Below are 24,433 nucleotides of genomic sequence, written 5' to 3'. Positions count from 1 at the left end.
TTTTTTTATTTTATCTCATCTATTACATTTTTTAATGCAAATACAATAGCTTGTAACCTAACCTGAGCTCTATCACCAATAAATACTTGTTTAAATGTAAGCAACTTATCATTAATTTGTATGCCAAACCACACAAGTCCAACAGGTTTACCTTCAGTTGCACCACCAGGCCCGGCAATGCCCGATACACCTATCGCAATATTAGCGTTTGTTGCTTTAATAGCACCTACTGCCATTTCTCGCACTGTTTGTTCGCTTACAGCACCATACTTTGCTAATGTACTTGCACTTACATTGAGCAAATCTTGCTTTGCTTGATTGCTATAAGTGACAAATGCACGGTCAATATAAGCCGAGCTCCCAGGGGTGTCGGTAAGCGCATAACTCACTCCGCCACCAGTACATGACTCAGCAGTAGTGATCCATAAGCATTTATCCGTTAAAATAGCGCCTAATTGCGCAGCAAGTGTTTTAATCTCTTGATGTAATTCCATATTCAGCCTTTGGGTAAATACATGTCGTTTGATCTTTATGCACCACACACTATAAAACAACAAACCCCTATGATGCAGCAGTATCTAAAAATAAAATCAGAGCATCGCGATATTTTATTGTTTTATCGCATGGGCGATTTTTACGAACTCTTTTTTGACGACGCAAAACGCGCCGCTCAATTACTTGATATTTCGCAAACTCATCGCGGCAAAGCCGGTGGCGACCCAATTCCTATGGCTGGCGTGCCTTATCATGCGGTTGAAAACTACTTAGCACGCCTAGTCCAAATGGGCGAATCAGTCGCTATTTGCGAACAAGTTGGCGACCCTGCAACCAGTAAAGGTCCCGTTGATCGTAAAGTTGTACGCATAGTTACACCCGGTACAATTTCTGACGAAGCGCTTTTACAAGAACGACAAGACAACCTTCTTACCAGCGTTTGGCAAAGTAAAAAAGGATTATACGGTATTGCCTACCTTGATATTAATTCAGGTCGTTTCAACATAGTTGAAGTAAACACCGACGAAGCCTTTAGCTCAACTATTCAGCGCCTATCACCAGCAGAACTTCTGTATAGCGAAAGCTTTGAAAACTTTCATTTAATTGAGCATATAAAAGGCGCTCGTCGTCGCCCAGAATGGGAATTCGACTTAGATACGGCCCAACACTTATTATGCGATCAGTTTGGTACTAAAGATTTAGTCGGCTTTGGTGTTGATAAAGCCCACAGCGCACTTGTTGCTGCAGGTTGCCTAATGCAATACGTAAAAGATACACAACGTATTGCATTGCCGCATATTCGTGCAATTACGCTTGAGCACAACGAGCACGCAGTTATTTTAGATGCTGCAACACGTAAAAATTTAGAGCTTACCGTTAATCTATCGGGCGGGTTTGAAAATACACTTGCTCAAGTACTTGATAAAACAGCAACGCCAATGGGTTCTCGCTTACTAAAGCGCCGTATTCATACGCCTATTCGTAATAAAGATGAGCTAAATTCACGTTTAAATGCAATTAGTGCTATTTTAGATGTACAACTTTGCGGTGAATTACACGAATCATTAAAAGAGATTGGTGATGTAGAGCGTGTTATTGCCCGCCTAGCTTTATGTACTGCTCGCCCACGCGATTTAACGCGTCTGCGCAGTGCACTACAAGCACTTGCACCACTGCATACTTTGTTAGGTGATACTAACGATCCTCGTATAACAGATATTATCAAGCACTCGCCTGAACTCCCTGATTTACAAGCATTGTTAGAACAAGCTGTAATAGAAAACCCACCAGTACTTATTCGTGATGGTGGCGTTATTGCCCCGGGTTACAACAGTGAACTTGATGAATGGCGTAACTTAAGTAAAGGTGCAACCGATGTTCTTGATCAACTAGAACTGCGAGAACGCGAACGTACGGGTATTAGTACGCTTAAAATTGGTTATAACCGCGTACATGGCTTTTTTATTGAAGTAAGCCGCGCTAACGCGCACTTAGTACCAGCCGACTACATTCGTCGTCAAACGCTTAAAAACAACGAACGCTACATTATTCCAGAGCTTAAAGAGCACGAAGATAAAGTGCTTGGTAGCCAATCAAAAGCCTTAGCGCTTGAAAAGCAGCTATACGAGGAGTTGTTTAGATTTATTGCTCCACATATTAAACAGTTGCAAATGATGGCAGCAGCACTGGCTGATCTAGACGTATTAAATAATCTGGCCGAACGTGCATTTGCACTCAATTATGCAAAACCAGAACTGTGCGATAACGACAACATTAGCATTAAGCAAGGTCGTCACCCTGTTGTTGAACAAGTAATGAAAGAACCGTTTATTGCTAATCCTGTTGAATTAAACAGCCAACGTAAAATGTTAATTATTACCGGTCCAAACATGGGCGGTAAATCAACCTATATGCGCCAAACAGCACTTATTGTGCTAATGGCCCACATTGGCAGCTACGTACCCGCAGATAGCGCTAAAATTGGTAATATTGATCGCATATTTACACGTATTGGTGCAAGCGATGATTTAGCCTCAGGTCGCTCAACCTTTATGGTAGAAATGACCGAAACAGCAACCATTTTAAATAATGCCACGGCGCAGTCTTTGGTATTAATGGATGAAATTGGTCGCGGTACAAGCACTTACGATGGGCTGTCGCTTGCGTATGCAACAGCGAATCATTTAGCGTCAAAAATATCAGCTAAAACCTTATTTGCTACACACTACTTTGAGTTAACAGAACTTGCTGAACAAACAACAGGTCTGGTAAACGTGCACCTTGATGCAATAGAGCACAACGATACAATCGCCTTTATGCATACAGTACTTGATGGCGCAGCAAGTAAGAGCTTTGGCTTACAGGTAGCTGCTCTTGCGGGTGTGCCAAAAGCTGTGATTGCACAAGCAAAGCAAAAACTTAAGTTACTTGAAAATCATCAAAGCGTTACTGCACCAAATACAGAACAACAAGCCTTTACTTTTAATAACGAAATTGCACAAAGTACACCTTCAGAAGTTGAAGAGCAGTTAAGCGCAATCGACCCTGATAACTTATCGCCACGCCAAGCACACGATTTGTTATATAAACTAAAAGCATTGTTGTAATTTATGTCATCTAATTTACAAGCATAAAAAAAGCCGAAGAATAAATTCTTCGGCTTTTTAACACACATAGTCTTTTAAATTATTTAACTAGCTACGAAAACTGATTAAATAAGCTGTCTGTACTTAAACCTTCTTGTTGCAAAATATCTTTTAAACGACGTAATGCTTCTACCTGAATTTGTCTTACACGTTCACGTGTTAAGCCTATTTCTCGGCCTACATCTTCAAGTGTAGATGGCTCATAGCCAAGTAATCCAAATCGACGTGCTAACACTTCGCGTTGTTTAGGATTTAACTCACCTAACCAATCTACAATGTGTTTATTTATATCATTCGTTTGTACTTGGCCTTCAGGGCCTGCACTTTTTTCATCAGGAATAATATCTAATAACACACTGTCATTTTCGCCGCCGATTGGCATATCAACAGAGGCTATTTTTTCGTTAAGACGTAGCATTTTTGTTACATCTTCAACGGGTCTATCTAAGCTCTCTGCAATTTCTTCAGCAGTGGGTTCATGGTCCAACTTTTGAGTTAATTCACGAGCGGTACGTAAATAAACATTAAGCTCTTTAACCACATGAATAGGCAAACGTATCGTACGTGTTTGATTCATAATGGCACGTTCAATTGTTTGGCGTATCCACCATGTCGCGTAAGTTGAGAATCTAAAGCCACGTTCAGGATCAAATTTTTCAACAGCGCGGATTAAACCTAAATTACCCTCTTCAATTAAATCAAGTAAAGCAAGTCCACGGTTATTATATCGGCGAGCTATTTTAACAACCAAGCGTAAATTGCTTTCAATCATGCGTTTACGAGAGGCGTCACAACCTTTAAGTGATTTTCGTGCAAAAAAGACTTCTTCTTCTGCACTCAGTAATGGAGAGAAACCTATTTCACCAAGATAAAGCTGAGTGGCGTCAAGGTTTTTTGTTACTTCTTCTTTGGCAAATATATCTTCGTCATCTACTTTTTCAAGTAACGATGTGTTTTCTTCAACGGTGGTATCATCGAACTTGTCATCATTCGTGATGTTTTTGTCAAATTTTGCTGCGTTAGCCATAAGCCTTCTCCCGAGCAATTATCAATACCTTAAAATTAGGGTAGGTATTTAGCAGGATTGACAGCTTGCCCTCGGTAGCGAATTTCAAAACGAAGTGCCGTAACCGAAGATTCTGAATTACCAATTTCTGCTATTTTTTGTCCAGCCTTAATTTTCTGCTTTTCTTTAACAAGTAATTTCGAGTTATGTGCATAAGCACTTAGGTAATCATCATTATGTTTCAATATGATTAAACTACCATAACCTCGAAGTGCGTTACCCGCGTACACCACCGTTCCTTGTGCCGCGGCTAATACTGAAGCCCCTTTTTTATTAGTAATCTGTAAGCCTTTGTATCCGTTTTCCTTATTAGAAAAGCGTTTAGTAATTTTACCTTTTGCTGGCCAAAACCACTTCACCTTACTACTCGACAAATACTTTTTGTTACTAACTTTGTTACTGGCTTGTTTTTGAACATACTCTCGTTGTTTTGGCTGATCAAGCTCTTTCTTTAATTTTTTGTTATTTTTTTGTGTGCTTTTTCTAGACTTTTTACTCGAATTCGTATATTTTTTCGACTTTTTATTTTCTGACTGCAATGGTGTTAAAGAGATATCTTGCCCAGGATATATTACATAAGGTGATGAAATAGAATTGTTTTTTGCTAATTTACGAAAATCTTGACCTGCACTAAAAGCAATTGAATATAAAGTATCTCCTTTTTGAACTTTATACTTATCACCACTAATGTTAATTTTATGATCTAAATAGTTAACATTATTATTTAGACTGCTGACTGGTGCTGGAACATGACGAGACGAGCAGCCAAAAAGCAAAATACTAATAAATAAAGCAACATAACGCATAAATTGTTTATTCATTGTATTTAGCTCCTTATGTAAAAAAGTTATTTTATAAAGCTTAACGCAACAAAAAGTACGCGACAGCAATTAATACGACTAATCCCCAACCAAGTATTTCAATATATTGACGTAATTTTTGCTCCATCTTAGCTCCGCCCCACTTCATTAAAGCTGAAACTAAAAAGAATCGCGCACCGCGACCGATGGCAGATGCAATTAAAAAAGGCAAAAAGGCCATTTGTAAAACACCCGCGCCAATCGTAAATACTTTATAAGGTATAGGTGAAAAACCAGCTAAAAAAACAACCCAAACACCGTAATCTTTAAACCAGTTTAATGCGACATCAAACTTTTCTTGCCAGTGCATTTGTGCAATTAATGGCTCAACAACGGGTTCAAATAACCAAAAGCCGAGTAAATACCCAATTATTCCGCCAACAACCGATGCGATTGTGGCAAAACTTGCAAAGCGCCATGCTTTTTTAGGTTGAGCAAGCGACATAGGCGCAAGCATAACATCAGGTGGGATTGGGAAAAAAACAGACTCAGCAAAGCTCATTGCAGCCAAATAACGCTCGGCATGGCGATGCTTGGCCCATACAAGGGCCATATCATATAACTTAGTAAACAACTTCAAAATGAATTCCTATTCAATATCGCCAGGTACCAGTGGTACAAACCTAACTGGTGCAATAACATGTTCTGTGTAATCGTCGCCGTTGCGAATAATCATTATTAATTTTTGATCACTTTCACCAATTGGGGCTAATAACACGCCACCATCAGCCAATTGAGCAAGTAAATCTTTTGGCACTTTAGAGGCCGCAGCCGTCACTATAATACCGTCAAACGGCGCTTGTGACTGCCAACCTTGCCAGCCATCACCATGCTTCATCGACACATTATATAAATCGAGTTGATGTAACCGGCGTTTGGCTTGCCATTGCAAGGCTTTGATACGCTCAACTGAATAAATTTTAGTGAACGTTTTAGCTAAAATTGCAGTTTGGTAACCAGACCCAGTACCAATTTCCAGTACTTTATTGCGAACACCCGCAAGGCGAAGTAGCTCAGTCATACGGGCAACAATATAAGGTTGCGATATAGTTTGCCCCTGCCCGATGGGTAACGCTGTATTCTCATACGCTTTATGTTGCAACACGTCATCAATAAAAACATGGCGCGGAATATTCGCAATAGCACTAAGCACTTGGGTATCTTCTACGCCTTCGCGCTGTAGTAAATCAGATAACGCTTTGGCGCTGCGCGTATAATTAGCGAGCACGGTTTATCTCCAAATCGGCAAGCCAGTCTCCTACCGCTTCTAAGCTATCTTTAGCGGTCATATCAACACTTAATGGCGTAACTGAGGCATAGCCATTATTGATTGCGTAAAAGTCGGTGCCTTCACCTGCATCACTTTCGGTGCCAAGCGATCCATACCAATAAATATCACGACCCCAGGGATCCGTTTGTTTGGTCATGGTTTCGGCTTTATGACGAGCGCCTAAACGTGTTACTTGCACCCCTTTTAATTCACTTAGTGGAATATCTGGCACATTAATATTTATTATTTGATCTTTTGGAAGCGGATGCGAAGCCAAGCCCTTAATAATATTGACGGTAACAGCAGCGGCTGTTTCAAAATGCTCGCCTTTATGTGAGCAAAGCGATACCGCAATTGCAGGTAAGCCCAAATGACGTCCTTCAGTCGCGGCAGCCACTGTGCCAGAATACAGCGTGTCGTCACCTAAGTTGGCACCATGATTAATACCAGCAACAACTAGATCTGGTTTTTCATCAACCAACTGATTTACACCTAAATGTACACAATCTGTAGGTGTGCCATTAACCGACATAAAACCATTTTCGAGTGTCGTCGCTCGTAGCGGGTTCATTAATGTTAAAGAATTACTCGCGCCACTACAGTTGCGATCAGGTGCAACAAGGGTTACCTCTGCAATTTGTATAAGCGCCTGATATAAAACCGCAATGCCTTTGGCATTTACGCCATCATCGTTACTTAACAGTATCTTCATTTATGCCATTATCCTTTTCTTTGCGCTCTCGTGGGCTTGCATCTGTATAATCCACCAGCTCGCGTAATAATGCGGTTGCAAAACACCCTTTTGGCAAACCAAAACTCAGTTTTAAACTCGTTTCATCTATGGTCTCAACCGTTAAGTTTTGCGGAATTAAACGCAGCATTCTGCGCTCATTTTTAAGGCCGAGTTCACCCAAGCCATCGCACCATGCTTGGTAGGGTGCAAGCCATACTTTTTCTTGCTCGGTTAAGCCTTTTTCACTTTTACCCACCATAGGTGCCGACATCATAATATCGCCAGTGGCTAATCGCTCAATGTTTTCATCGTTAATCGCATCTTCAAAAAATGCATTACTGCCGCTGAGCATAAATACTTCACGGTGCATTGTTTTAGCTAAACCATGCTCTTTTACACGCAGGCTCACTAACTGATTAAATACATGCGATCGTGCTGCTGAAATAATAATACCGCGCAACTTTTTATCGCGAATACGCTCACCGGCAAACATTTTTTCAGCCATAACTAAGTTATGACCACCATGACCAAAGCGCTGCTCGCCAAAGTAATTAGGCACGCCTGCGCGTACTGCGTTAATACGGCATAGAATATCAAGAGGCTTGGTTACATTACGAAGCGTAATAGTAAATTTATTACCTTTGTGGCAGCCCGTACGTAACTTACGGTCGTGGCGCTGTTGCGAAACAATAAAAATACTCTCGCTATTCAAGTCGCTAAAATCGATAGGCTTTTTAATCGGTACTTTTACACTAAACCACTGCGAGCACACACCGTGGCGATCTTTCATGCCTGCGTAACTTACGTCTCGCGGTGAAACACCCGCACGCTGCGCAATTAGCTTTGCAACGTATTGCGTGTTTTCGCCTTTTTTAACCACCTGCAAACACACGTGTTCGCCACTGCCGGTAAATTCTATACCTAAGTCTTCATCAACCATAAAGTCTTCAGCAGTGGTTTTAAAATCAGCTTTAGAAAGCGGTGCACCGTATAAATAATTTAAATCGCTCATGCGTTTTTTGTACTCGCAGGCTCTTTACTCATAATAACCACCGCATGGCTCGAAATACCTTCTTTGCGCCCTTCAAAGCCTAGCTTTTCGGTAGTAGTGGCTTTAACGTTAATTTGGCAAAGGTCACAATTTAAATCACTGGCTAAATTAGCACGCATAGCTTGAATATGTGGCAGCATTTTTGGCGCTTGCGCAACAATAGTCACATCGCCATTGCCAAGTACATAACCTTGCTCTTTAGCTAAGCCCACCACATGGCGAAGTAAAATACGGCTGTCAATATTTTCATACTCACTAGCTGTATCGGGAAAGTGCTTACCAATATCACCCATAGCAAGGGAGCCTAAAATAGCATCACATAATGCATGAATAGCAACATCGCCATCGGAGTGCGCTAAAAAGCCCTGTGGGTAATCAATTTTTTCACCACAAATAGTTAACGGGCCTTCGCCGCCAAATTTATGTACGTCAAAACCATGGCCAATTCGTATCATAATGCACTCTCGTTTTGTTGTTTATGTAATAAAAACCCAGCCAAATCTAAATCCTCTGGTGTGGTTATTTTAATATTGTCGCTGCGCCCTGCCACAAGCTTTACCGGTTTGCCCGCCCATTCAATAGCACTGGCTTCATCGGTAATAGTTGCCCCACTTGCTAATGCGTTTTGAAGTGCATTTTTAAGCTCGTCATATTTAAAAAATTGTGGGGTAAGTGCTTGCCATAAATCGTCTCGTGGCACAGTTTGTAGGGCATGTGTGTGGCCACGTTTTATGGTGTCTTTTACTTTGCTAGCTAAAATACCACCTTCGTCAGCACACATGCATTCATCAATTAAGCGTTCTATATCACTAATATTAACTAACGGGCGTGCAGCATCATGTACCAGCACCCATGCTGGAGGATTGGGCGCTAAAAAAAGTAAGCTATTGAGCACTGAATCGGCACGTTCATTTCCGCCACTGGCGCGAACAATGCGCTTATCAGCGAATGAAAGTTCGTCAAAATAGGGGTCGCTGTCGCTAAGAGCAACAACAATAGTGCTTAATTTAGGTAATTGAGAAAGTTTAGCTAAGGTGTGTTCTAAAATGGTTTTACCCGCTAATTGTATGTATTGCTTAGGCGCATTGTGCTGCATCCTACTGCCAACACCTGCAGCAGGTACAATTGCTGCAATAGTCTGTTTATTTGTCATATTGTTTGCCCGGTAAAACACGAATAAATGTTTCGTCCGGTTTAATCATTCCCAATTCGTTGCGTGCACGCTCTTCAATACCTTCTTGGCCAAGCTTTAAATCTTCTATATCAGCTGTAAGCACTTTATTTCGTTTAATAAGCTTTTCGTTAGTGTGTTGGTGTGATGCGACAGCACCTTTTAATCGCGTGTAGTCTTGTACGCCATTATGACCAAACCATAATCTATATTGCACAAACAGTGCTAAGCACAATAAGCAAGCTTGAAAAAATCGCATTTAACACTCCTTATTTTAAATCCCGAATACCTTAACTTTATTAAGCTAAAGGGCGCTTTAAATTGCGCCAATTAATACTACCCGCTAAAAGCATTTCGCGTAGTGATAAGAGCCGTGGTGAGCAGCGCTTTGAAAACTGCCATTGATGCCCACAACAAGCTGCGGTAAAACTTACCTTACTTGGCTTTATTAACTGAGCGTTTTGCTGCTCAAGCCCATTTCCTAAAAAATCAAACCAACCTAGCTCGTTACAATGCAGCTTATTTTCATCTAACTGATCGATACTGTCTATTCTCAGGCGCACCTGATCGTAGCCATGCAATATAACAGGCACTATTAACCCCACTTTGGCATGTGTTTGATAAAAAAGTTCATTAGCTTGAACATTCACATCGGGTGGTGTCGGTTTTTGTTTTTCAAGCCAAGACCCATTTTGCGAGTCCAACGTAAAAGGTGTGTCACCATTGGCAACTAACGTTGCCGCTCGCTCAATATAATAGGGTAGGCTTTTTAACTGCCGACGTAGCTTATCAGCATTAGGCTCTGCGACTAAACGCAAAACCTCACGCTGATAAAATGCATTGCACAATTGTGCATATAACACTTTTTGCGCATCAGTTTGCCAAATTTCAACTTGTTGCAGAGCACCAAGTGACTGATTTTTCGCTACCAATAGCTCTACTCAAAAACATTTAGGTAAATGTTTTATAGCACAGTACTGAATGCTTTTTAAGCATTACATACTAATTTAAGCGCTTGGCTTTTCACCTAATTTAGCTTTACCTGATTCTAAAAATTGCACAACCGTATTACGCTTTTTACCAATTAATAAACTGCCATCAGCTAAAAACATAAAGTTTTGCCAATTGCGTTTAAATACATCAAACGTCGTTTCGATAATATTATCGCGTGCCATACAAAAATAAACCGTGGTGTTAGCTTCCCAATCTAAAAACGTTAAGATTGCTTCTGGTGGTAGCGCATCACCATTTTCCCACGCATCTTGCCAATCTACTTCTTGGCTAAAGCTTTTTTCTTGACCACACCAATCGGTGTCTTCAAAAAAATCAGGGTGATCAAACTCACGGCTCACCATGGTTGTCCAAAGTACGGCTGCGCGCTCGTCGCTCATAGGCTTTATTTTTGCTGCGTCTTCATCAGATACAGGTAAATCTTTGTGGCGAAAAACCCACGCCTTTTTGTAATCATCTAAAGAAATATAGTTCATAGTATTGGCAAATTAGTTAACATTAAAAGTGCAAAGCCAAATTATACAAGAGATCAAAACATGACTACAGCAATAAAACCACTTTCCCTAAAACCAGGCATATACCAACACTACAAAGGCCCGCAATATAAAGTTATTCATGTTGCCACCCATAGCGAAACCGAGGAACAACTTGTGATTTACCAAGCACTTTATGGTGAATTTGGTATATGGGCGCGCCCATTAAGCATGTTTTTAGAAACTGTTGAAAAAGACAGTAAAACTATACCGCGTTTTGCTTATATTGGACCTGCTGCTTAACTATGGCATTATAACAAAATAACTTACTGCTCAGACCAGACAAGGGTACACCGTGCAATTTAATTCAACTGACAATTACATAGCGAGTAGCGCGCTTAAACAAGCTGTAAATGCTGCCATTATGCTCGAAAAACCACTTTTAATTAAAGGCGAACCTGGCACAGGTAAAACTATGCTGGCTGAGGAGTTGGCTAAAAGCTTAGATACCACGCTTATTCAGTGGCATATAAAATCGACTACTAAAGCGCAGCAAGGCTTATATGAGTACGACGCGGTTTCGCGCCTGCGCGACAGCCAATTAGGTGACGAGCGCGTACACAACATTAGTAACTACATCGTTAAAGGTAAGCTTTGGCAGGCATTTACGTATGCAGAGCTTAACGGCAAACGCCCAGTACTATTAATTGATGAAATAGACAAAGCCGACATAGAGTTCCCAAACGACTTACTACTTGAGCTTGATAAAATGGAGTTTCATGTTTATGAAACTAACGAGCGCATTGTCGCAAAAGAGCGCCCTATTGTAATCATCACATCAAATAACGAAAAAGAATTGCCGGACGCATTTTTACGCCGCTGCTTTTTTCATTATATTGATTTTCCTAGCAGCGATGAAATGCAGCAAATTATTGACGTGCACTACCCTAACGTTAAACAGGATTTAGTACGCCAAGCACTTGAAGTGTTTTTTAACCTGCGCGAAGCAAACGGCCTTAAAAAGAAGCCCTCCACCAGCGAATTACTCGACTGGTTAAAGCTTTTAATGGCTGAAGACATAGACGCTAAAACACTGCACGATAAAGCTAAAAAAGGCGGTTTAATGCCCATGTTTGGCGCATTACTTAAAAATGAGCAAGACATAAGCTTAATCGAAAAGCTCGCCTTTATGAGCCGCTAGGGCCTGTTGACCTTTCAGGATTAAATTTGTTCTAACTAGGGACGATTTAATCGTGGCGCGAGGTTTGTAACCTAGTGGGCTAAGTAAAAGCCGAGCAACAAAGAGTTAATCGTCCCTAGGACGAACCTTCAGGCAGCGCGTGTTTGGTATTTATGCTGTGTTATCGCCTATTTATGGGGAATAACCACACTACATAGGCTCTGCCTTGCCTAAATACCAAACACACTGCTGCAAATTTAACCTCGAAAGATAAACAGGCCCTAATATGTTAGTACAGTTTTTTTTCACGCTACGTAAATACCGTTTACCGGTGAGCTTGCGCGAGTTACTCGACTTAATTAACGCCTTAAAAAAAGGCGTTATATTTGCCGACGTAGACGCCTTTTACCATTTAGCGCGCACCATAATGGTAAAAGACGAAACGCACTTTGATCGATTCGACAAAGCCTTTAGCGACTACTTCAGCGGTATTGCCGATCTTGATTTGCTCGAGAGTTTAAAGCAGCAACACAACTTACCTGAAGATTGGCTACGTAAAGAGTTTGAAAAAAACCTAAGCGATGAAGAAAAAGCTCAGCTAAAAGCTATGGGTGGGCTCGACGAGCTTATAAAAACCCTAAAAGAGCGTTTAGAAGAGCAGCAAAAACGCCACGCTGGTGGCAATAAATGGGTGGGCACTGGCGGCACATCACCTTTTGGTGCATACGGCTATAACCCAGAAGGTGTGCGTATAGGGCAAGACGGTAACCGTAATCGCCAAGCGGTAAAGGTGTGGGATAAACGAGAATACAAAAACCTCGACACCGACAGAGAAATTAGTTCGCGCACAGTTAAACTCGCCCTTAAAAAGTTACGTAAGTTTGCCCGCACAGGCGCAAGCGACACGCTTGATTTAAACGAGACTATTCGCGCTACTGCCAAACAAGGCGGCATGCTTGATGTAAAAATGGCGCCCGAGCGCCACAATGCAGTAAAAGTACTCATGCTGTTTGATATTGGCGGCTCAATGGATGACTACATTCATACCTGCGAAGAGCTATTTAGCGCCGCCCACAGCGAATTTAAACACCTAGAGTTTTACTACTTTCATAACTGTTTATACGAGCACGTTTGGCAAGACAACGCACGCCGCCATTCAAACGTAATAGACACCATGACGCTGATTAATAAATTTACCAGCGACTATAAAGTAATATTTGTTGGCGATGCTACTATGGGCCCATACGAAATAGCTTATGCTGGCGGCTCGGTAGAACACTACAATGAAGAGCCCGGCAGTGCATGGTTACAACGTATAACAAACCACTTTGATAAAGTCGCCTGGCTCAACCCACAACCCGTTGAACACTGGCCGTACTATCAATCAATTGGCTTTATAAAAGAGTTAATGAACAACCGCATGTATGCCCTTAGTTTAGATGGGATAAGTAAAGCTATAAAAGAGCTGAGTTGATAGTTAATATCAATGACAGCCCAGTGCCATGAGCGGTCATTGATAGCGCTTACCTAACAGGCGCAAAATAGCTGGCTAAACTTAGCAATGAAGGAGCGCAGCCTTCTGTTTTGCGTCCCTTGGTTTAGGCACTTGTTATAAACCTTAGTGCTCTACACCTACCCGCAGTTTTGCAATTTCGAAAGAAAGTACAAAACCAAATGTGGCAAGAAGACCTAAACACTTTCCTCTGTCATCTTCACAGTCTTTAAACTTGTCATGCATGTCAGGTCGTCGTTTTTTTACGTACAATTCAGTTTGTATTAGTTCTCGATACTCAAATCTGGGTTTAGTGACATCGTGAGCCAATGAATTTCTTAACTTCTTTATCTCATTCAAAGGCTGGATTAACTTCCGATAATCTTCAAGATCCTCACCCTCTTCAGGTCTGTAGACTTTTAAAAAATCCTTAAAAACATCTATTTTAGAACCCAACATCTTATTTTCGATATCGTCATCAATGACTCTGAGGAGATTGACCAACTTATGCTCAATTAGCAGCACAATAGTAAAAAACATACCAACCAGTTCATAATCTTCTTTTTTTCGCTCTCTCGCCCATTTATTCCCTTCAACCATGAGCTCTTTTAATTTTTCACCAATATCAATTGGTTCGTCTGATTGAATATAACGAATTGGTTTGTATTCTTTTTTCTTTTTACGTTTGTAATAACCAAACATGTTTAAAAGCTTTTCCACGATTCCTCCAAAGGCAACGCAGTTGTAACAGCCAACAGTTTTTTGTCCGCGTTTACGACTTTATTATGCATTTTTTAAGCTAGAAATTGCCATCTTGATCGGTTCTAATCTTATTTGATGCATCTCAGCTATAACTTTTCTTTTATCTGTTTTAACGATAACGAAACCCTCTTTAGAATCATCAGCATATAGTTGAAAGAAATAAGGCAACTCTTTTATGAGTAAGTATGCCTTTATTACTGCTGATACCTGGTCGTCATTTAGCAAACCGACCTGATTTAATAAGGTATCATAAACATCAGTAAAAAGAGTTTTTGGAATATGAGCATTAGAATTTATCGGCTGGCTCAATTGTTCAATTCGTGTCTCAAATGATGATTGGTTTATTTCCAATTCAGAGAGAATAGCAATCCTTACGCTGTCTATTTTCGAATTAAGCTCACGTTTATGCTGTTGCCTTGAAAAAAAACCATTTGCCAAGATTGTCACAACAACCCCTGAAAAACCTAAGAATCCAGCAATTAAAATTTGATATTTTTGTAATAAATCACACATGCAAACTCGACTTTAATCCATAACATTTTAGTATTTATGCGACACGCAGTTTGTGTTGCATAATCGCTTGTTGGACTGAGGCGCTACCTGCTCGGTGTGTCAGAGTTGGTGTTATTTATGCTATGGGAATTTGCTTTTTATGACCTAAGCGATATCAAGCCAGCTTTACTGGCGTGTCTATCGTATCTAAGCTATCCCTGCGTTACTCAGCGTTTATTATCCACCTATTAAACCTAATGTTTCGCCGTTAAGCAATGATCTTTTTCTCACGCACAATCGCGACTAGCCTGAGTAGTTAAGCAGGTTAACTCATTGATTTAATGCAGCAAGCAAGGCTGCTAACTCGTTCGCGCTATTTTATTTGTCGCCACATCTAAATTCATCACACCAATAAACCGCGAGATGCCATTCAACAGTGAGGGCTATGGATAAATCAAAGATGATGTAATGCTTAATCGCTTTTGACTGGCCGGTTATCGCTCTGAGCAGCCATGCAGATAATATTTAAATCATACAACTACAAAACGTTACTTCTCGTTCATTTTAGTTTAAATCGATTTACTCATAAACAAGCTGTACGGATCTACCTCATAATCACCAAATGGCTCACACTCTTTAAAACCAAATTGAGCATAAAGCTTTTGTGCGGGTAAAAATGCCTCTGCAGTGCCGGTCTCTAAACTTAACTTTTTGTAACCTCGCAAAGTTGATTGCTCAATAATATGCGTAAGTAACTTAGCAGCGATGCCTTGGCGTAAATAGTTGCTTGATGTGCGCATTGATTTAATTTCGCCATGCGTTGTATTTAGTGCTTTTAAAGCGCCAACACCCGCTAAATTATTATCAATCCATAAGCTATAAAAAGTTATATCGGGCTGAGTGAGTTTACTCACATCAAGTGCATGTACGCTCTCAACGGGCGAGTGTTTTAACATATCGTTATGATGCGCTTGTAGTAACTTTATAACGTGTGGGTTTGAAAGCTCACCTATTCTAACATCCATTTATACCTCGTTTAATCCTAGAATTTAATGCTTTAGGGCTTTAATTAAAACCCTAAAGTAAGTGGCTCTATTTAGGCTGCTAGTTTCCATACTACAAAAGCGACAGCAAACCCAACTAAGTACACCAAACCTAACCACGTTAAACTACGTAGTAAAACGCTATGCCTTATAGCAGGCTCTGATCGCACGAGGCTAAAGTTGAGCCATGCAAATACAGGCGTTGTAACAAATGAAAGTGTCATTGCAAACGTAAGCATGGGGCCAAGGGCTGATTTAAAAAATAAAATAACGGCCATACCGGCAAGTGCTTGTAGTATTAACCAAATATTTAGGCTGTGTTTTGATTGCTTAAAGCCAAGTAGCTTATGGGATTCGTTAAGTGTGCGAGCGTAGCCATCTAGCACGGTGAGTGTAGTGCCAAACATACATAAAGAAGCGATTGCTGATACAAGTGGCCTTGCCCACTCGCCTATTGTTAATGCGTACATATCAATAAGCTGCTTGGCAAACGCGACACCGCCGAGCTCTATACTACTGGTTTGCCCGTACTGCACTAATACACCTAAGCTAAAAAATACCAAGGCTAAGCCAGCTGTAAGCCAGTAACCTACGTTAAAATCGAACAAGCCTTGGCTTTTAGAAACTGTTTGCTGCGCTTGTTTTTCTTTTAGCCATAAAGAACTTAATGCAGATATTTCGATAGGTGCTGGCATCCAGCCCATTAAAGCCACCATAAAGCTAAGCATGGCAAGTTCATATGGTGAAGGCCCAACATAGTCAGCAGGCGCCATTGGGCCATTACTAAACGCGATAACTAACGCAATAACGGTAGCCAGTGTTAATAATCCCATTATGCCTTTGGCCACACTGTCGAGCGCTTTAAAGTGCCCTAACAATAATATGGCTAAACACACTCCTAATAATATCCAACATAGCAGTGTTACCTCTATTACTACAGGCAGTGCGTAATGCAGTAAGCTTGCGGTAAGCAGTAATACGCCGGCGGTATTAACAATGGCGGCTACAATGTTTAAGCCAATAAAACTGTAGAAGTAAAACGGACCTTTGCTTTTATAGCCCTCCACTAGGCTGTTTTTAGTGGCGAGTGTGTATTCCATACCAAAGCGAAAAAACGGGTACTTTAAAACATTAACAACAAGGATTAGCCAAAATAGTTGCCAACCAAATATTGCTCCAGCTTGCGTAGAGGCAACTAAGTGAGATCCGCCAATAGCGGCTGTTGCCATGAGTATTCCAGGCCCAAGCGCACCTAGTCGAGACTTCCATACTGCTTTTGTTGTGTGCATTAATTTCTCAAAATATGTGTGTTGTACGCTGCTTTTATTAATTCTTTTGATTAATAAACTTCAAGAACGCATAACTTACCTAAATTACAGGCAATAAAAAAGAGCCATACGGCTCTTTTTTATAATACTTTGGAACTAAATTTTATTTAAGATCCATCTCTTGGATTATCTCGTGTGCGATTTCAGGTGTCGTGCTAACAGGCTTTTCGTGTAGGTTTGCTTTTATCTGCCCTTTTCGATGTTTTAGTGCCGCATCGAGTTTTTTAGCTGCACTTGCAATGGCAGGGTACATAACTTCGTTTTCCCCTTTTACCGATATGCGCGTGCCTTCGTAATTAGTGCTAATTTCAGCTTGGATTTTATGATGCTCTTTAGACAAAATAATATCGAGTGCAATAAGCGATGGAAAGTGGCTCTCGATTTTAGAAAATTTTTCGTTGATGTGCTCTCTAATAGAGTCAGTAACTTCAACATGGTGACCAGAAAGATTAATTTTCATAGGGTATCCTTTTATTTGTTACCTCATAAATAGTATTGGGGGCTATTTAGATTAACACAAGGAAAAAAGAGAGATATTTGAGGTTTATTTGCGGCTTTTGGTGATTTAAATCATGCGTTGTGCAAAGTTTATGCAAAGCCCATTGTACATGGGCTTTCAGACGTCTACTTAACTTAAACTAAGATTGGTTAATCTGTGTACGAACAACAGTAGTCAGCAAAATCAGATACTTTTACTTTAAAGCTTACATTTGCATCAACATTAAACGATTCACCCGCGTTAAATGTTTTCCACTCACTTGCGCCTGGTAATAAAATATCCCATTGGCCAGCTAAAAGCTCCATGCACTCTTTTTGGTTTGTATCAAAAACAAACTCACCTGGTTGCATAAAGCCTAACGTTTTCGCTTCGCCATCACCTAAAATAACAGTACGGCTCGACACTTTTCCGTCAAAATATACATTGGCTTTTTTTACTACACTCACGTTATCGAACTTTGGCATTTTTAGCTCCTGCTAATTTTTATATTTAATTGCGGTCACATTGCCTGATACATAATGAGCTTGCAAGGAAGTGGAGCGAAAAACATTAAGTCAAAATATCATAACGGCAAACAACAACTTATTTTTATTGAATATTAGCTTTTAGAGGATATGTTAAATAATTAGAAGCTACGCTTCTCACGTGAGCAAGCTCTACGTCTACAAATAACGCTCCTTAACTTTGGGAACAACTACTTGTAGGTGTGCATATTTCTGGCTTTTAAAAGTAACTCTTTTACAAAATTTTAAACCAGCGAGATCGCGCAACAGAACTTATAATTTATTACAAGGAGGAATAAGAGACACTGCGCTTTCAAAAAAAGAGATAAGGCTCTGACAAAGTTAAACGCCCTGCGAGTTATCAGTAATTAAATTATCGTGGTCGGGGGGTAACTCAGTAAGCTTTATTGATTCCATAATCCGCTGTTGTGATTCAAGTGCATGCTTAGCCCATTTTTTATGTTTATCTGAGCGGTCAACACGATGGTTAAACTTTACTTCTAAAAAAGCATGCTCACTTAATGGCAAACAATAAAAATCGTGACGAGAGTGCCTATTACTTTTTTTTACTTGGTAAAATACCCATTGGCGATTATTAATCATAACCTCTTTAGCCGCAGGCAGTGGCGGATAACCATAAGATTCAACGCGCCCTAAAATTTCCTTTTTAAGTGCCTCACCTTGCCATGGGTTTGCTCTTTTATTCGACTCTAGCTTGGTATCATTTTGAAGCTTAGTGTTATAACCATCTGACCCCCAATGATAATTATCATACTCATCAATCACAAAGCGTTTTAATTGCATAATATCAAGAACATTGATTTTATTGGTTTGCTTAATTCTTAGTTGGCAACTAAGCATACCATACTCACTGCTTGGTAAATAACTTACTGGTGGCAAATACATCCAATTTTCAGTGAGCATATGCACGTATTCATGGTGTAAATAGTTTTTTTTATGTTGTTTAAACCAGCTGGTTGAATTATAGGGAAACGACACATCAATGGTAGATGGTACAGCTGCGACATTGCTATCCGGTACATCGAGAGTTAATAGCTTATCTTCTAAAATGAGGCGGTGATGAATACAGTTGTCGAAACTAGGCCCCCCAATAAAACCACGATAAAACGCCTTGGCTAAATTAAACACTTTTAGAATTATCAGCAATTAAATTATCGTGATCTGGAGGTAAATCACTGAGCTTTATTGATTCCATAATCCGCTGTTGTGACTCAAGTGCATGCTTAGCCCATTTTTTATGCTTATCAGAGCGATCAATACGATGATTAAATTCAACCTCTAAAAAAGCATGTTCACTTAATGGCAAACAATAAAAATCTTGACGAGAGAGGCTATTATTTCTTTTTACTTGGTAGAACACCCACTGGCAATTGTTAAATATAACTTCTTTGGCTGCTGGTAGTGGTGGATATCCTCGAGTCTCAATACGCCCTAAAATTTCTTCCTCTAACTCATCAGGCTCAAAAGGGACGGCCATTTTACTTGATTCTAATGTAGTATCATTTTTAACTTCGGTATTTCTGCCATCAGGTCCCCAATGGAAGTTATCGTATGATTCAATCACAAAGCGTTTTAATTGCATAGTATCAAGAACATTGATTTTATTGGTTTGTTTAATCCTTAGTTGGCAACTAAGCATGCCATACTCACTACTTGGTAAATAGCTTACTGGTGGCAAGTACATCCAGTTTTTAGTAAGCATATGTACATATACGTGCTGTAAATAATCTTGCTTATACTGATTAAACCAAGTAGTTGAATTAAAAGGAAATGAGACATCAATCGTAGAAGGTACAGCAGTAACATTACTGCTAGGCATATCAAGGGTTAACAGTTTGTTTTCTAAAATAACGCGATAGTGGATGCAATTTTCAAAACTGGATCCGCCGACAAAACCACGGTAAAAAGCCTTGGCTAAATTAAACACTTTTAGAATTATCAGCAATTAAATTATCGTGCTCTGGAGGTAAATCACTGAGCTTTATTGATTCCATAATTCGCTGTTGTGATTCAAGTGCATGCTTAGTCCATTTTTTATGTTTATCTGAGCGGTCAACGCGATGATTAAACTTTACTTCCAAAAAAGCATGTTCACTCAGTGGCAAGCAATAAAAATCATGGCGAGAGAGAGCATTATTCCTTTTTACTTGATAAAACACCCATTGGCAGTTATTAATCACAGCCTCTTTAGCGGCAGGCAATGGCGGCTTTCCATAAGATTCAATACGACCTAAAATTTCTTCTTCTAACTCATCAGGCTCAAAGGGGACGGCCATTTTACTAGATTCTAATGTGGTATCATTTTTAATTTCGGTATTTCTGCCGTCAGGCCCCCAATGGAAGTTATCGTATGATTCAATCACAAAATGTTTTAATTGTGCGATATCCAAAACATTGATTTTATTGGTTTGTTTAATCCTTAGTTGACAACTAAGCATGCCATACTCACTACTTGGCAAATAGCTTACTGGTGGCAAGTACATCCAGTTTTCAGTAAGCATATGTACGTATTCATGGTGTAAATAGTTTTTTTTATGTTGTTTAAACCAGCTGGTCGAATTATAGGGAAACGACACATCAATGGTAGACGGTACAGCTGCGATATTGCTATCCGGTATATCAAGAGTAAGTAACTTATTTTCTAAAATGAGCCGGTGATGAATAGAGTTGTCAAAACTGGGGCCACCTACAAAGCCACGATAAAAAGCCTTGGCTAACTTGATCATAATCGCTTATCCGTTGCTGGTAAGGTTTTAATAAAGTTTTTTACAATATCGGCTTTTTCATTATTTCCTAGCATTTCTAGCTGAGCTGCATAGGTGACTAAGCCTAAAAACGGTAAAGTGTGTGGGCTTTCGCCAACAGAGCCATCTGTAACAAGGCCTTTAAATTTCAGCGAACGCACTAAACTACTTGGTGATATTTTACTGCGGTCAGCTAAATTAGGCACTAAATCATAGGGGTTGTTACGTACCGCAACTACTTTTAAGCCCGTACTGTTAGCAATGCGTTTTAAACGTTCGACATTTGAGCCTGAACCATGCACCGCGAGTTGCTGGCCTGTAAGGGGCTTACCATAGTAAATACGATAATGCTCCAGTGCCGCACAAAAAATGATTGCTCCTTGGCTGTGTGCTAGCCATTTTACTTGTTTACCTTGCTGGTTATTTTGTGCCAGCACGGCTGCTAAATGCTGAGCATTGTGGGATTTAGTGCCTGAGCGCTTATCAAACGCGCACTCAATTAAGTCAAGCTTTGTATAATCGGTGGGGTTATGAAATAACGTATAAGCTTTAATACCGTCTCCCTCATAAGCTCTATCAAGGTGAGTGCCCATCAACCATGTGGCTTTGGTAAGCTCATTTTGCATACCATTGACTGCTGCGTGCTGTGTATTCACTCGTGCTGTTGGAGTAGGCTCCTCTTGCCACGCTCCTTGTATTTCTTCTATCTCTTCCCTCTTCATAGCCTTACTATAACTATGGTTGCTAAGCCTTTTTACCTCGTAAAGCATGGTGCGCTCGGCAGCAAAATTACCTTTCTTTCCCTGTAGCTGCTTATCAAATAATACATCTGTTATAGAGACGAAGTTAGACTCCAAGCTATAACGTATTAAAAAATGATAATTACGAAATGGGTATTTTGTCCGCCATAAACGGCGTAACGGGTTGCGGCTATGCTTAATTGAGTTTGTAGCATTAGGGTTCGCGCAAATTTGAATGATATCGGCGCACACCATTTTTAAATCATAATCATTGAGCTGCGATAGCATAGCAAGTGCTTGGCAGGTAAATTTAGCTTTACTAAATGGGAAATTAACGGGTAGCATCACACCAAAATCTCGACAGCTAAGCGCGTCAAGAGGGATTACAGAATGAGCATTGATAGTTTTATTGAGTTTAGACCAAGACATATTTCTTCCTTGTAAATGAGTCTGGGTTAAAATACTACGTTAAATTATTTGTTAGAGCAAAAGTTTTTAACGCAGTATTTTAATGTTAAATTGCACCTTTTTGGCTCCATTGTAGGTCGTCATTTATGGCGTCATATTTTTGATTTATCTTTAACGCGCTAAAGCACGACCTACAAACAAAAAAGCCCGCCCTGTTTTAAACAGAGCGGGCTTTTAATCTTTAAAGCAATCGATTAAAAAAGCTCGTTTGCTTTGCTTACAATGTTTGCCACTGTAAAACCAAAGTGCTCAAACAACTCATTAGCTGGTGCTGACTCACCAAAGGTAGTCATACCTACTACTGCGCCGTTTAGGCCTACGTACTTGTACCAGTAATCAGCAATACCCGCTTCTACTGCTACGCGGCGTGTAACAGATGCCGGTAATACGCTTTCTTTATACTCTGCGCTTTGATCTTCAAAGGCATCAGTACATGGCATAGATACAACACGTACCTTTTTACCTTGGCTGCGTAGCTCAGTTGCTGAATCTTGTGCTAGTTGCACTTCAGAACCCGTCGCAATGAAAATAATCTCTGGATTGCCGTCACAGCTAAGGATGTAACCACCCTTTTTAACATCGCTTAATTGCTGTGCGTCACGCGCTTGTTGCTCAAGACCTTGGCGAGTAAAGATTAACGATGTAGGACCGTCTTTACGCTCAATAGCTTGTTGCCATGCAATTGCCGACTCAACTTGGTCACATGGACGCCAGTTGTATAAGTTAGGCGTTAAACGCATGCTTGCAATTTGCTCTACTGGTTGGTGAGTTGGACCATCTTCACCTAAACCAATTGAATCGTGCGTGTATACAAAAATGCTTGGTTGCTTCATTAATGCAGCCATACGTACGGCATTTTTTGCATATTCAACAAACATTAAGAACGTAGCACCGTAAGGAATAAAGCCTTTATGAAGAGCAATACCATTCATAATTGCCGACATACCAAACTCACGTACACCGTAGTAAATGTAGTTACCGCTTGCATCGTCGTGTGTTAAACCTTTAGAGCCATCCCAAATTGTTAAGTTTGAGCCTGCTAAATCGGCTGAGCCACCCATAAATTCTGGTAACAACGGACCAAATGCGTTTAATGCATTTTGCGATGCTTTACGAGACGCTGGGTTTGCAGGGTTTGCTTGTAATTGCTCAATGTACGCTTGAGATTTTTCAGCCCAATCGCCAGGCAGTTCGTTATTAATACGACGCTTATATTCAGCTGCAAGCTCTGGGTATGCTTTTGCGTATGCTGCAAATTTTTCGTCCCAGCTTGATTCAAGCTGCTGACCTTTTTCTTTGCTATCCCACTGTGCGTAAATATCATCAGGAATTTCGAACGCATCGCCAGTCCAACCTAAAAATTCGCGAGATGCTTTAATTTCGTCATCACCTAGTGGTGCACCGTGACAATCGTGGCTACCAGATTTGTTAGGTGACCCGTAACCAATAATTGTTTTACAACAAATTAGTGATGGTTTATCCGTAACACTTTTAGCTTCTGCAATTGCAGCACTTATAGCATCGCTGTCGTGGCCATCAACACCACTAATTACATGCCAACCATATGCTTTAAAGCGAGCTGGTGTGTCATCTGTAAACCAACCTTCTACTTCACCATCGATTGAAATGCCGTTGTCATCCCAAAATGCAACAAGTTTACCCAGACCTAATGTGCCAGCAAGTGAACCAGCTTCATGAGAAATACCTTCCATAAGGCAGCCATCGCCCATAAATGCATAGGTAAAGTGATCAACAATATCGTGACCTTCACGGTTAAACTGTGCAGCTAGCGCTTTTTCAGCAATGGCCATACCTACGGCATTTGTGATCCCTTGACCTAATGGACCCGTAGTAGTTTCGATTCCCGGTGCATAGCCATATTCAGGGTGACCTGGTGTTTTAGAATGCATTTGACGGAAGTTTTTAATTTCGTCCAGTGGTAAGTCGTAACCACTTAGATGCAATAGAGAATAGATAAGCATTGAACCGTGGCCGTTTGAAAGAATAAATCTGTCACGGTCAGCCCACTCTGGATTAGTTGGGTTATGCTTTAGATAATCGCGCCATAATACTTCAGCGATATCGGCCATGCCCATAGGGGCTCCAGGGTGACCAGATTTGGCCTTTTGTACTGCGTCCATTGACAAGACGCGAATAGCATTTGCAAGTTCTTTGCGAGATGGCATGAATTCTCCTACCTTTATGTGTATTTGCGCGGGTATTTATGTGTTTGTTTATGCACCCAAGTAACTTGGGTTTGCTTATAGCGACCATTCTTACTTATTGTGGGGGCTGTGTGCAATTAAAAACCCTATAAAAGTGAGGCATTATGAATATTTTTTAAGACCAAAAAGTTATTAGTAATTTTATTTAGACGTCTAGGCGT

The 24,433-nt window shown here is 40.4% G+C and carries 27 protein-coding genes; 4 read left to right on the top strand and 23 right to left on the bottom strand.

All coding sequences use genetic code 11. The features are described from left to right. Window positions 1-5 precede the first annotated feature (5 nt). Complete coding sequence (locus NRL14_RS00275) at window positions 6-494, bottom strand: CinA family protein (RefSeq protein ID WP_306723706.1); 489 nt, start codon at window positions 492-494, stop codon at window positions 6-8. Window positions 495-515: 21 nt separating this feature from the next. On the opposite strand from NRL14_RS00275, the gene mutS reads away from it, so the two are divergent. Then, on the top strand, window positions 516-3,101 hold the full coding sequence (gene mutS / locus NRL14_RS00270) for a DNA mismatch repair protein MutS (RefSeq protein WP_306723705.1): 2,586 nt from the start codon (window positions 516-518) through the stop codon (window positions 3,099-3,101). Between the two features lie 91 nt (window positions 3,102-3,192). On the opposite strand, the gene rpoS is transcribed toward mutS, so the two are convergent. The 11 genes from rpoS to NRL14_RS00215 all read right to left on the bottom strand — a co-directional run bounded on the left by rpoS (window position 3,193) and on the right by NRL14_RS00215 (window position 10,778). Further along, window positions 3,193-4,167: an RNA polymerase sigma factor RpoS gene (gene rpoS, locus NRL14_RS00265; RefSeq protein ID WP_007376075.1), complete on the bottom strand. Its 975-nt coding sequence runs from the start codon at window positions 4,165-4,167 to the stop codon at window positions 3,193-3,195. A 35-nt stretch (window positions 4,168-4,202) separates the two neighbouring features. After that, window positions 4,203-5,027 carry a peptidoglycan DD-metalloendopeptidase family protein gene (locus tag NRL14_RS00260; protein ID WP_306723704.1) on the bottom strand — a complete coding sequence of 275 codons (825 nt, stop codon included), beginning with the start codon at window positions 5,025-5,027 and terminating at the stop codon, window positions 4,203-4,205. Window positions 5,028-5,067: 40 nt separating this feature from the next. Next, window positions 5,068-5,646 (bottom strand): YqaA family protein, encoded by a 579-nt coding sequence (locus tag NRL14_RS00255; protein WP_033028947.1) that lies wholly within the window; start codon window positions 5,644-5,646, stop codon window positions 5,068-5,070. Between the two features lie 9 nt (window positions 5,647-5,655). Continuing rightward, window positions 5,656-6,294, bottom strand: coding sequence for a protein-L-isoaspartate(D-aspartate) O-methyltransferase (locus NRL14_RS00250; protein ID WP_306723703.1), 639 nt, complete (start codon window positions 6,292-6,294; stop codon window positions 5,656-5,658). Beyond that, entirely contained in the window at window positions 6,284-7,048 is a 765-nt protein-coding gene (gene surE, locus NRL14_RS00245) for a 5'/3'-nucleotidase SurE (RefSeq protein WP_007376071.1), read from the bottom strand. The genes NRL14_RS00250 and surE overlap by 11 nt, the downstream gene beginning before the upstream one ends. Continuing rightward, on the bottom strand, window positions 7,029-8,081 hold the full coding sequence (gene truD / locus NRL14_RS00240) for a tRNA pseudouridine(13) synthase TruD (RefSeq protein ID WP_007376070.1): 1,053 nt from the start codon (window positions 8,079-8,081) through the stop codon (window positions 7,029-7,031). Before truD ends, surE begins: the two co-directional genes overlap by 20 nt. Further along, on the bottom strand, window positions 8,078-8,575 hold the full coding sequence (ispF, locus tag NRL14_RS00235) for a 2-C-methyl-D-erythritol 2,4-cyclodiphosphate synthase (protein WP_008135287.1): 498 nt from the start codon (window positions 8,573-8,575) through the stop codon (window positions 8,078-8,080). Before ispF ends, truD begins: the two co-directional genes overlap by 4 nt. Then, complete coding sequence (gene ispD, locus NRL14_RS00230; RefSeq protein ID WP_008135289.1) at window positions 8,572-9,273, bottom strand: 2-C-methyl-D-erythritol 4-phosphate cytidylyltransferase; 702 nt, start codon at window positions 9,271-9,273, stop codon at window positions 8,572-8,574. The genes ispF and ispD overlap by 4 nt, the downstream gene beginning before the upstream one ends. After that, on the bottom strand, window positions 9,263-9,550 hold the full coding sequence (ftsB, locus tag NRL14_RS00225) for a cell division protein FtsB (RefSeq protein WP_007376067.1): 288 nt from the start codon (window positions 9,548-9,550) through the stop codon (window positions 9,263-9,265). The genes ispD and ftsB overlap by 11 nt, the downstream gene beginning before the upstream one ends. 40 nt (window positions 9,551-9,590) lie before the next feature. Next, entirely contained in the window at window positions 9,591-10,223 is a 633-nt protein-coding gene (locus NRL14_RS00220) for a hypothetical protein (RefSeq protein WP_008135292.1), read from the bottom strand. 75 nt (window positions 10,224-10,298) lie between these two features. Further along, window positions 10,299-10,778, bottom strand: coding sequence for a DUF2947 domain-containing protein (locus NRL14_RS00215; RefSeq protein ID WP_002958965.1), 480 nt, complete (start codon window positions 10,776-10,778; stop codon window positions 10,299-10,301). A 60-nt stretch (window positions 10,779-10,838) separates the two neighbouring features. On the opposite strand from NRL14_RS00215, the gene NRL14_RS00210 reads away from it, so the two are divergent. From NRL14_RS00210 to NRL14_RS00200, 3 genes are all read left to right on the top strand, one after another. Then, window positions 10,839-11,078, top strand: coding sequence for a DUF1653 domain-containing protein (locus NRL14_RS00210; RefSeq protein WP_008135296.1), 240 nt, complete (start codon window positions 10,839-10,841; stop codon window positions 11,076-11,078). A 52-nt stretch (window positions 11,079-11,130) separates the two neighbouring features. Next, a complete protein-coding gene (locus tag NRL14_RS00205; RefSeq protein ID WP_033028943.1) occupies window positions 11,131-11,976 on the top strand; it encodes a MoxR family ATPase in 846 nt (281 codons plus the stop codon). A 265-nt stretch (window positions 11,977-12,241) separates the two neighbouring features. Next, entirely contained in the window at window positions 12,242-13,429 is a 1,188-nt protein-coding gene (locus NRL14_RS00200; protein ID WP_306723702.1) for a VWA domain-containing protein, read from the top strand. A gap of 144 nt (window positions 13,430-13,573) precedes the next feature. Here the strand turns inward: NRL14_RS00200 and NRL14_RS00195 are convergent, their stop codons facing one another. From NRL14_RS00195 to tkt, 11 genes are all read right to left on the bottom strand, one after another. Beyond that, complete coding sequence (locus tag NRL14_RS00195) at window positions 13,574-14,167, bottom strand: hypothetical protein (RefSeq protein WP_139047174.1); 594 nt, start codon at window positions 14,165-14,167, stop codon at window positions 13,574-13,576. A 63-nt stretch (window positions 14,168-14,230) separates the two neighbouring features. Beyond that, window positions 14,231-14,722, bottom strand: a complete 492-nt coding sequence (locus NRL14_RS00190) for a hypothetical protein (protein WP_007581840.1) — start codon at window positions 14,720-14,722, stop codon at window positions 14,231-14,233. A gap of 548 nt (window positions 14,723-15,270) precedes the next feature. Beyond that, window positions 15,271-15,726, bottom strand: coding sequence for a GNAT family N-acetyltransferase (locus NRL14_RS00185; protein WP_007376060.1), 456 nt, complete (start codon window positions 15,724-15,726; stop codon window positions 15,271-15,273). Between the two features lie 71 nt (window positions 15,727-15,797). Further along, on the bottom strand, window positions 15,798-16,973 hold the full coding sequence (locus NRL14_RS00180; protein ID WP_306723854.1) for an NRAMP family divalent metal transporter: 1,176 nt from the start codon (window positions 16,971-16,973) through the stop codon (window positions 15,798-15,800). Between the two features lie 202 nt (window positions 16,974-17,175). Then, window positions 17,176-17,532 (bottom strand): ribosome hibernation-promoting factor, HPF/YfiA family, encoded by a 357-nt coding sequence (gene hpf / locus NRL14_RS00175; RefSeq protein ID WP_007376058.1) that lies wholly within the window; start codon window positions 17,530-17,532, stop codon window positions 17,176-17,178. A 188-nt stretch (window positions 17,533-17,720) separates the two neighbouring features. Next, window positions 17,721-18,035, bottom strand: coding sequence for a pyrimidine/purine nucleoside phosphorylase (locus NRL14_RS00170; RefSeq protein WP_002958974.1), 315 nt, complete (start codon window positions 18,033-18,035; stop codon window positions 17,721-17,723). Window positions 18,036-18,416: 381 nt separating this feature from the next. After that, the gene (locus NRL14_RS00165) at window positions 18,417-19,223 is read right to left on the bottom strand and encodes a hypothetical protein (protein ID WP_306723701.1); all 807 of its coding nucleotides are present in this window, start codon (window positions 19,221-19,223) and stop codon (window positions 18,417-18,419) included. Then, on the bottom strand, window positions 19,216-20,040 hold the full coding sequence (locus NRL14_RS00160) for a hypothetical protein (RefSeq protein WP_306723700.1): 825 nt from the start codon (window positions 20,038-20,040) through the stop codon (window positions 19,216-19,218). Before NRL14_RS00160 ends, NRL14_RS00165 begins: the two co-directional genes overlap by 8 nt. Next, a complete protein-coding gene (locus tag NRL14_RS00155) occupies window positions 20,015-20,821 on the bottom strand; it encodes a hypothetical protein (RefSeq protein WP_306723699.1) in 807 nt (268 codons plus the stop codon). The genes NRL14_RS00160 and NRL14_RS00155 overlap by 26 nt, the downstream gene beginning before the upstream one ends. After that, the gene (locus tag NRL14_RS00150; RefSeq protein ID WP_306723698.1) at window positions 20,818-22,008 is read right to left on the bottom strand and encodes a hypothetical protein; all 1,191 of its coding nucleotides are present in this window, start codon (window positions 22,006-22,008) and stop codon (window positions 20,818-20,820) included. Before NRL14_RS00150 ends, NRL14_RS00155 begins: the two co-directional genes overlap by 4 nt. Window positions 22,009-22,241: 233 nt before the next feature. Beyond that, entirely contained in the window at window positions 22,242-24,233 is a 1,992-nt protein-coding gene (gene tkt / locus NRL14_RS00145) for a transketolase (RefSeq protein WP_306723697.1), read from the bottom strand. Window positions 24,234-24,433: the final 200 nt, after the last annotated feature.

It is taken from the genome of Pseudoalteromonas sp. 20-92 (genome assembly GCF_030847595.1).
In the GTDB taxonomy this organism is placed as follows: Bacteria; Pseudomonadota; Gammaproteobacteria; order Enterobacterales; family Alteromonadaceae; genus Pseudoalteromonas; species Pseudoalteromonas fuliginea.
Note: the sequence above shows the minus strand (reverse complement) of the source record. Positions and strands in the feature narration are given on the sequence as shown.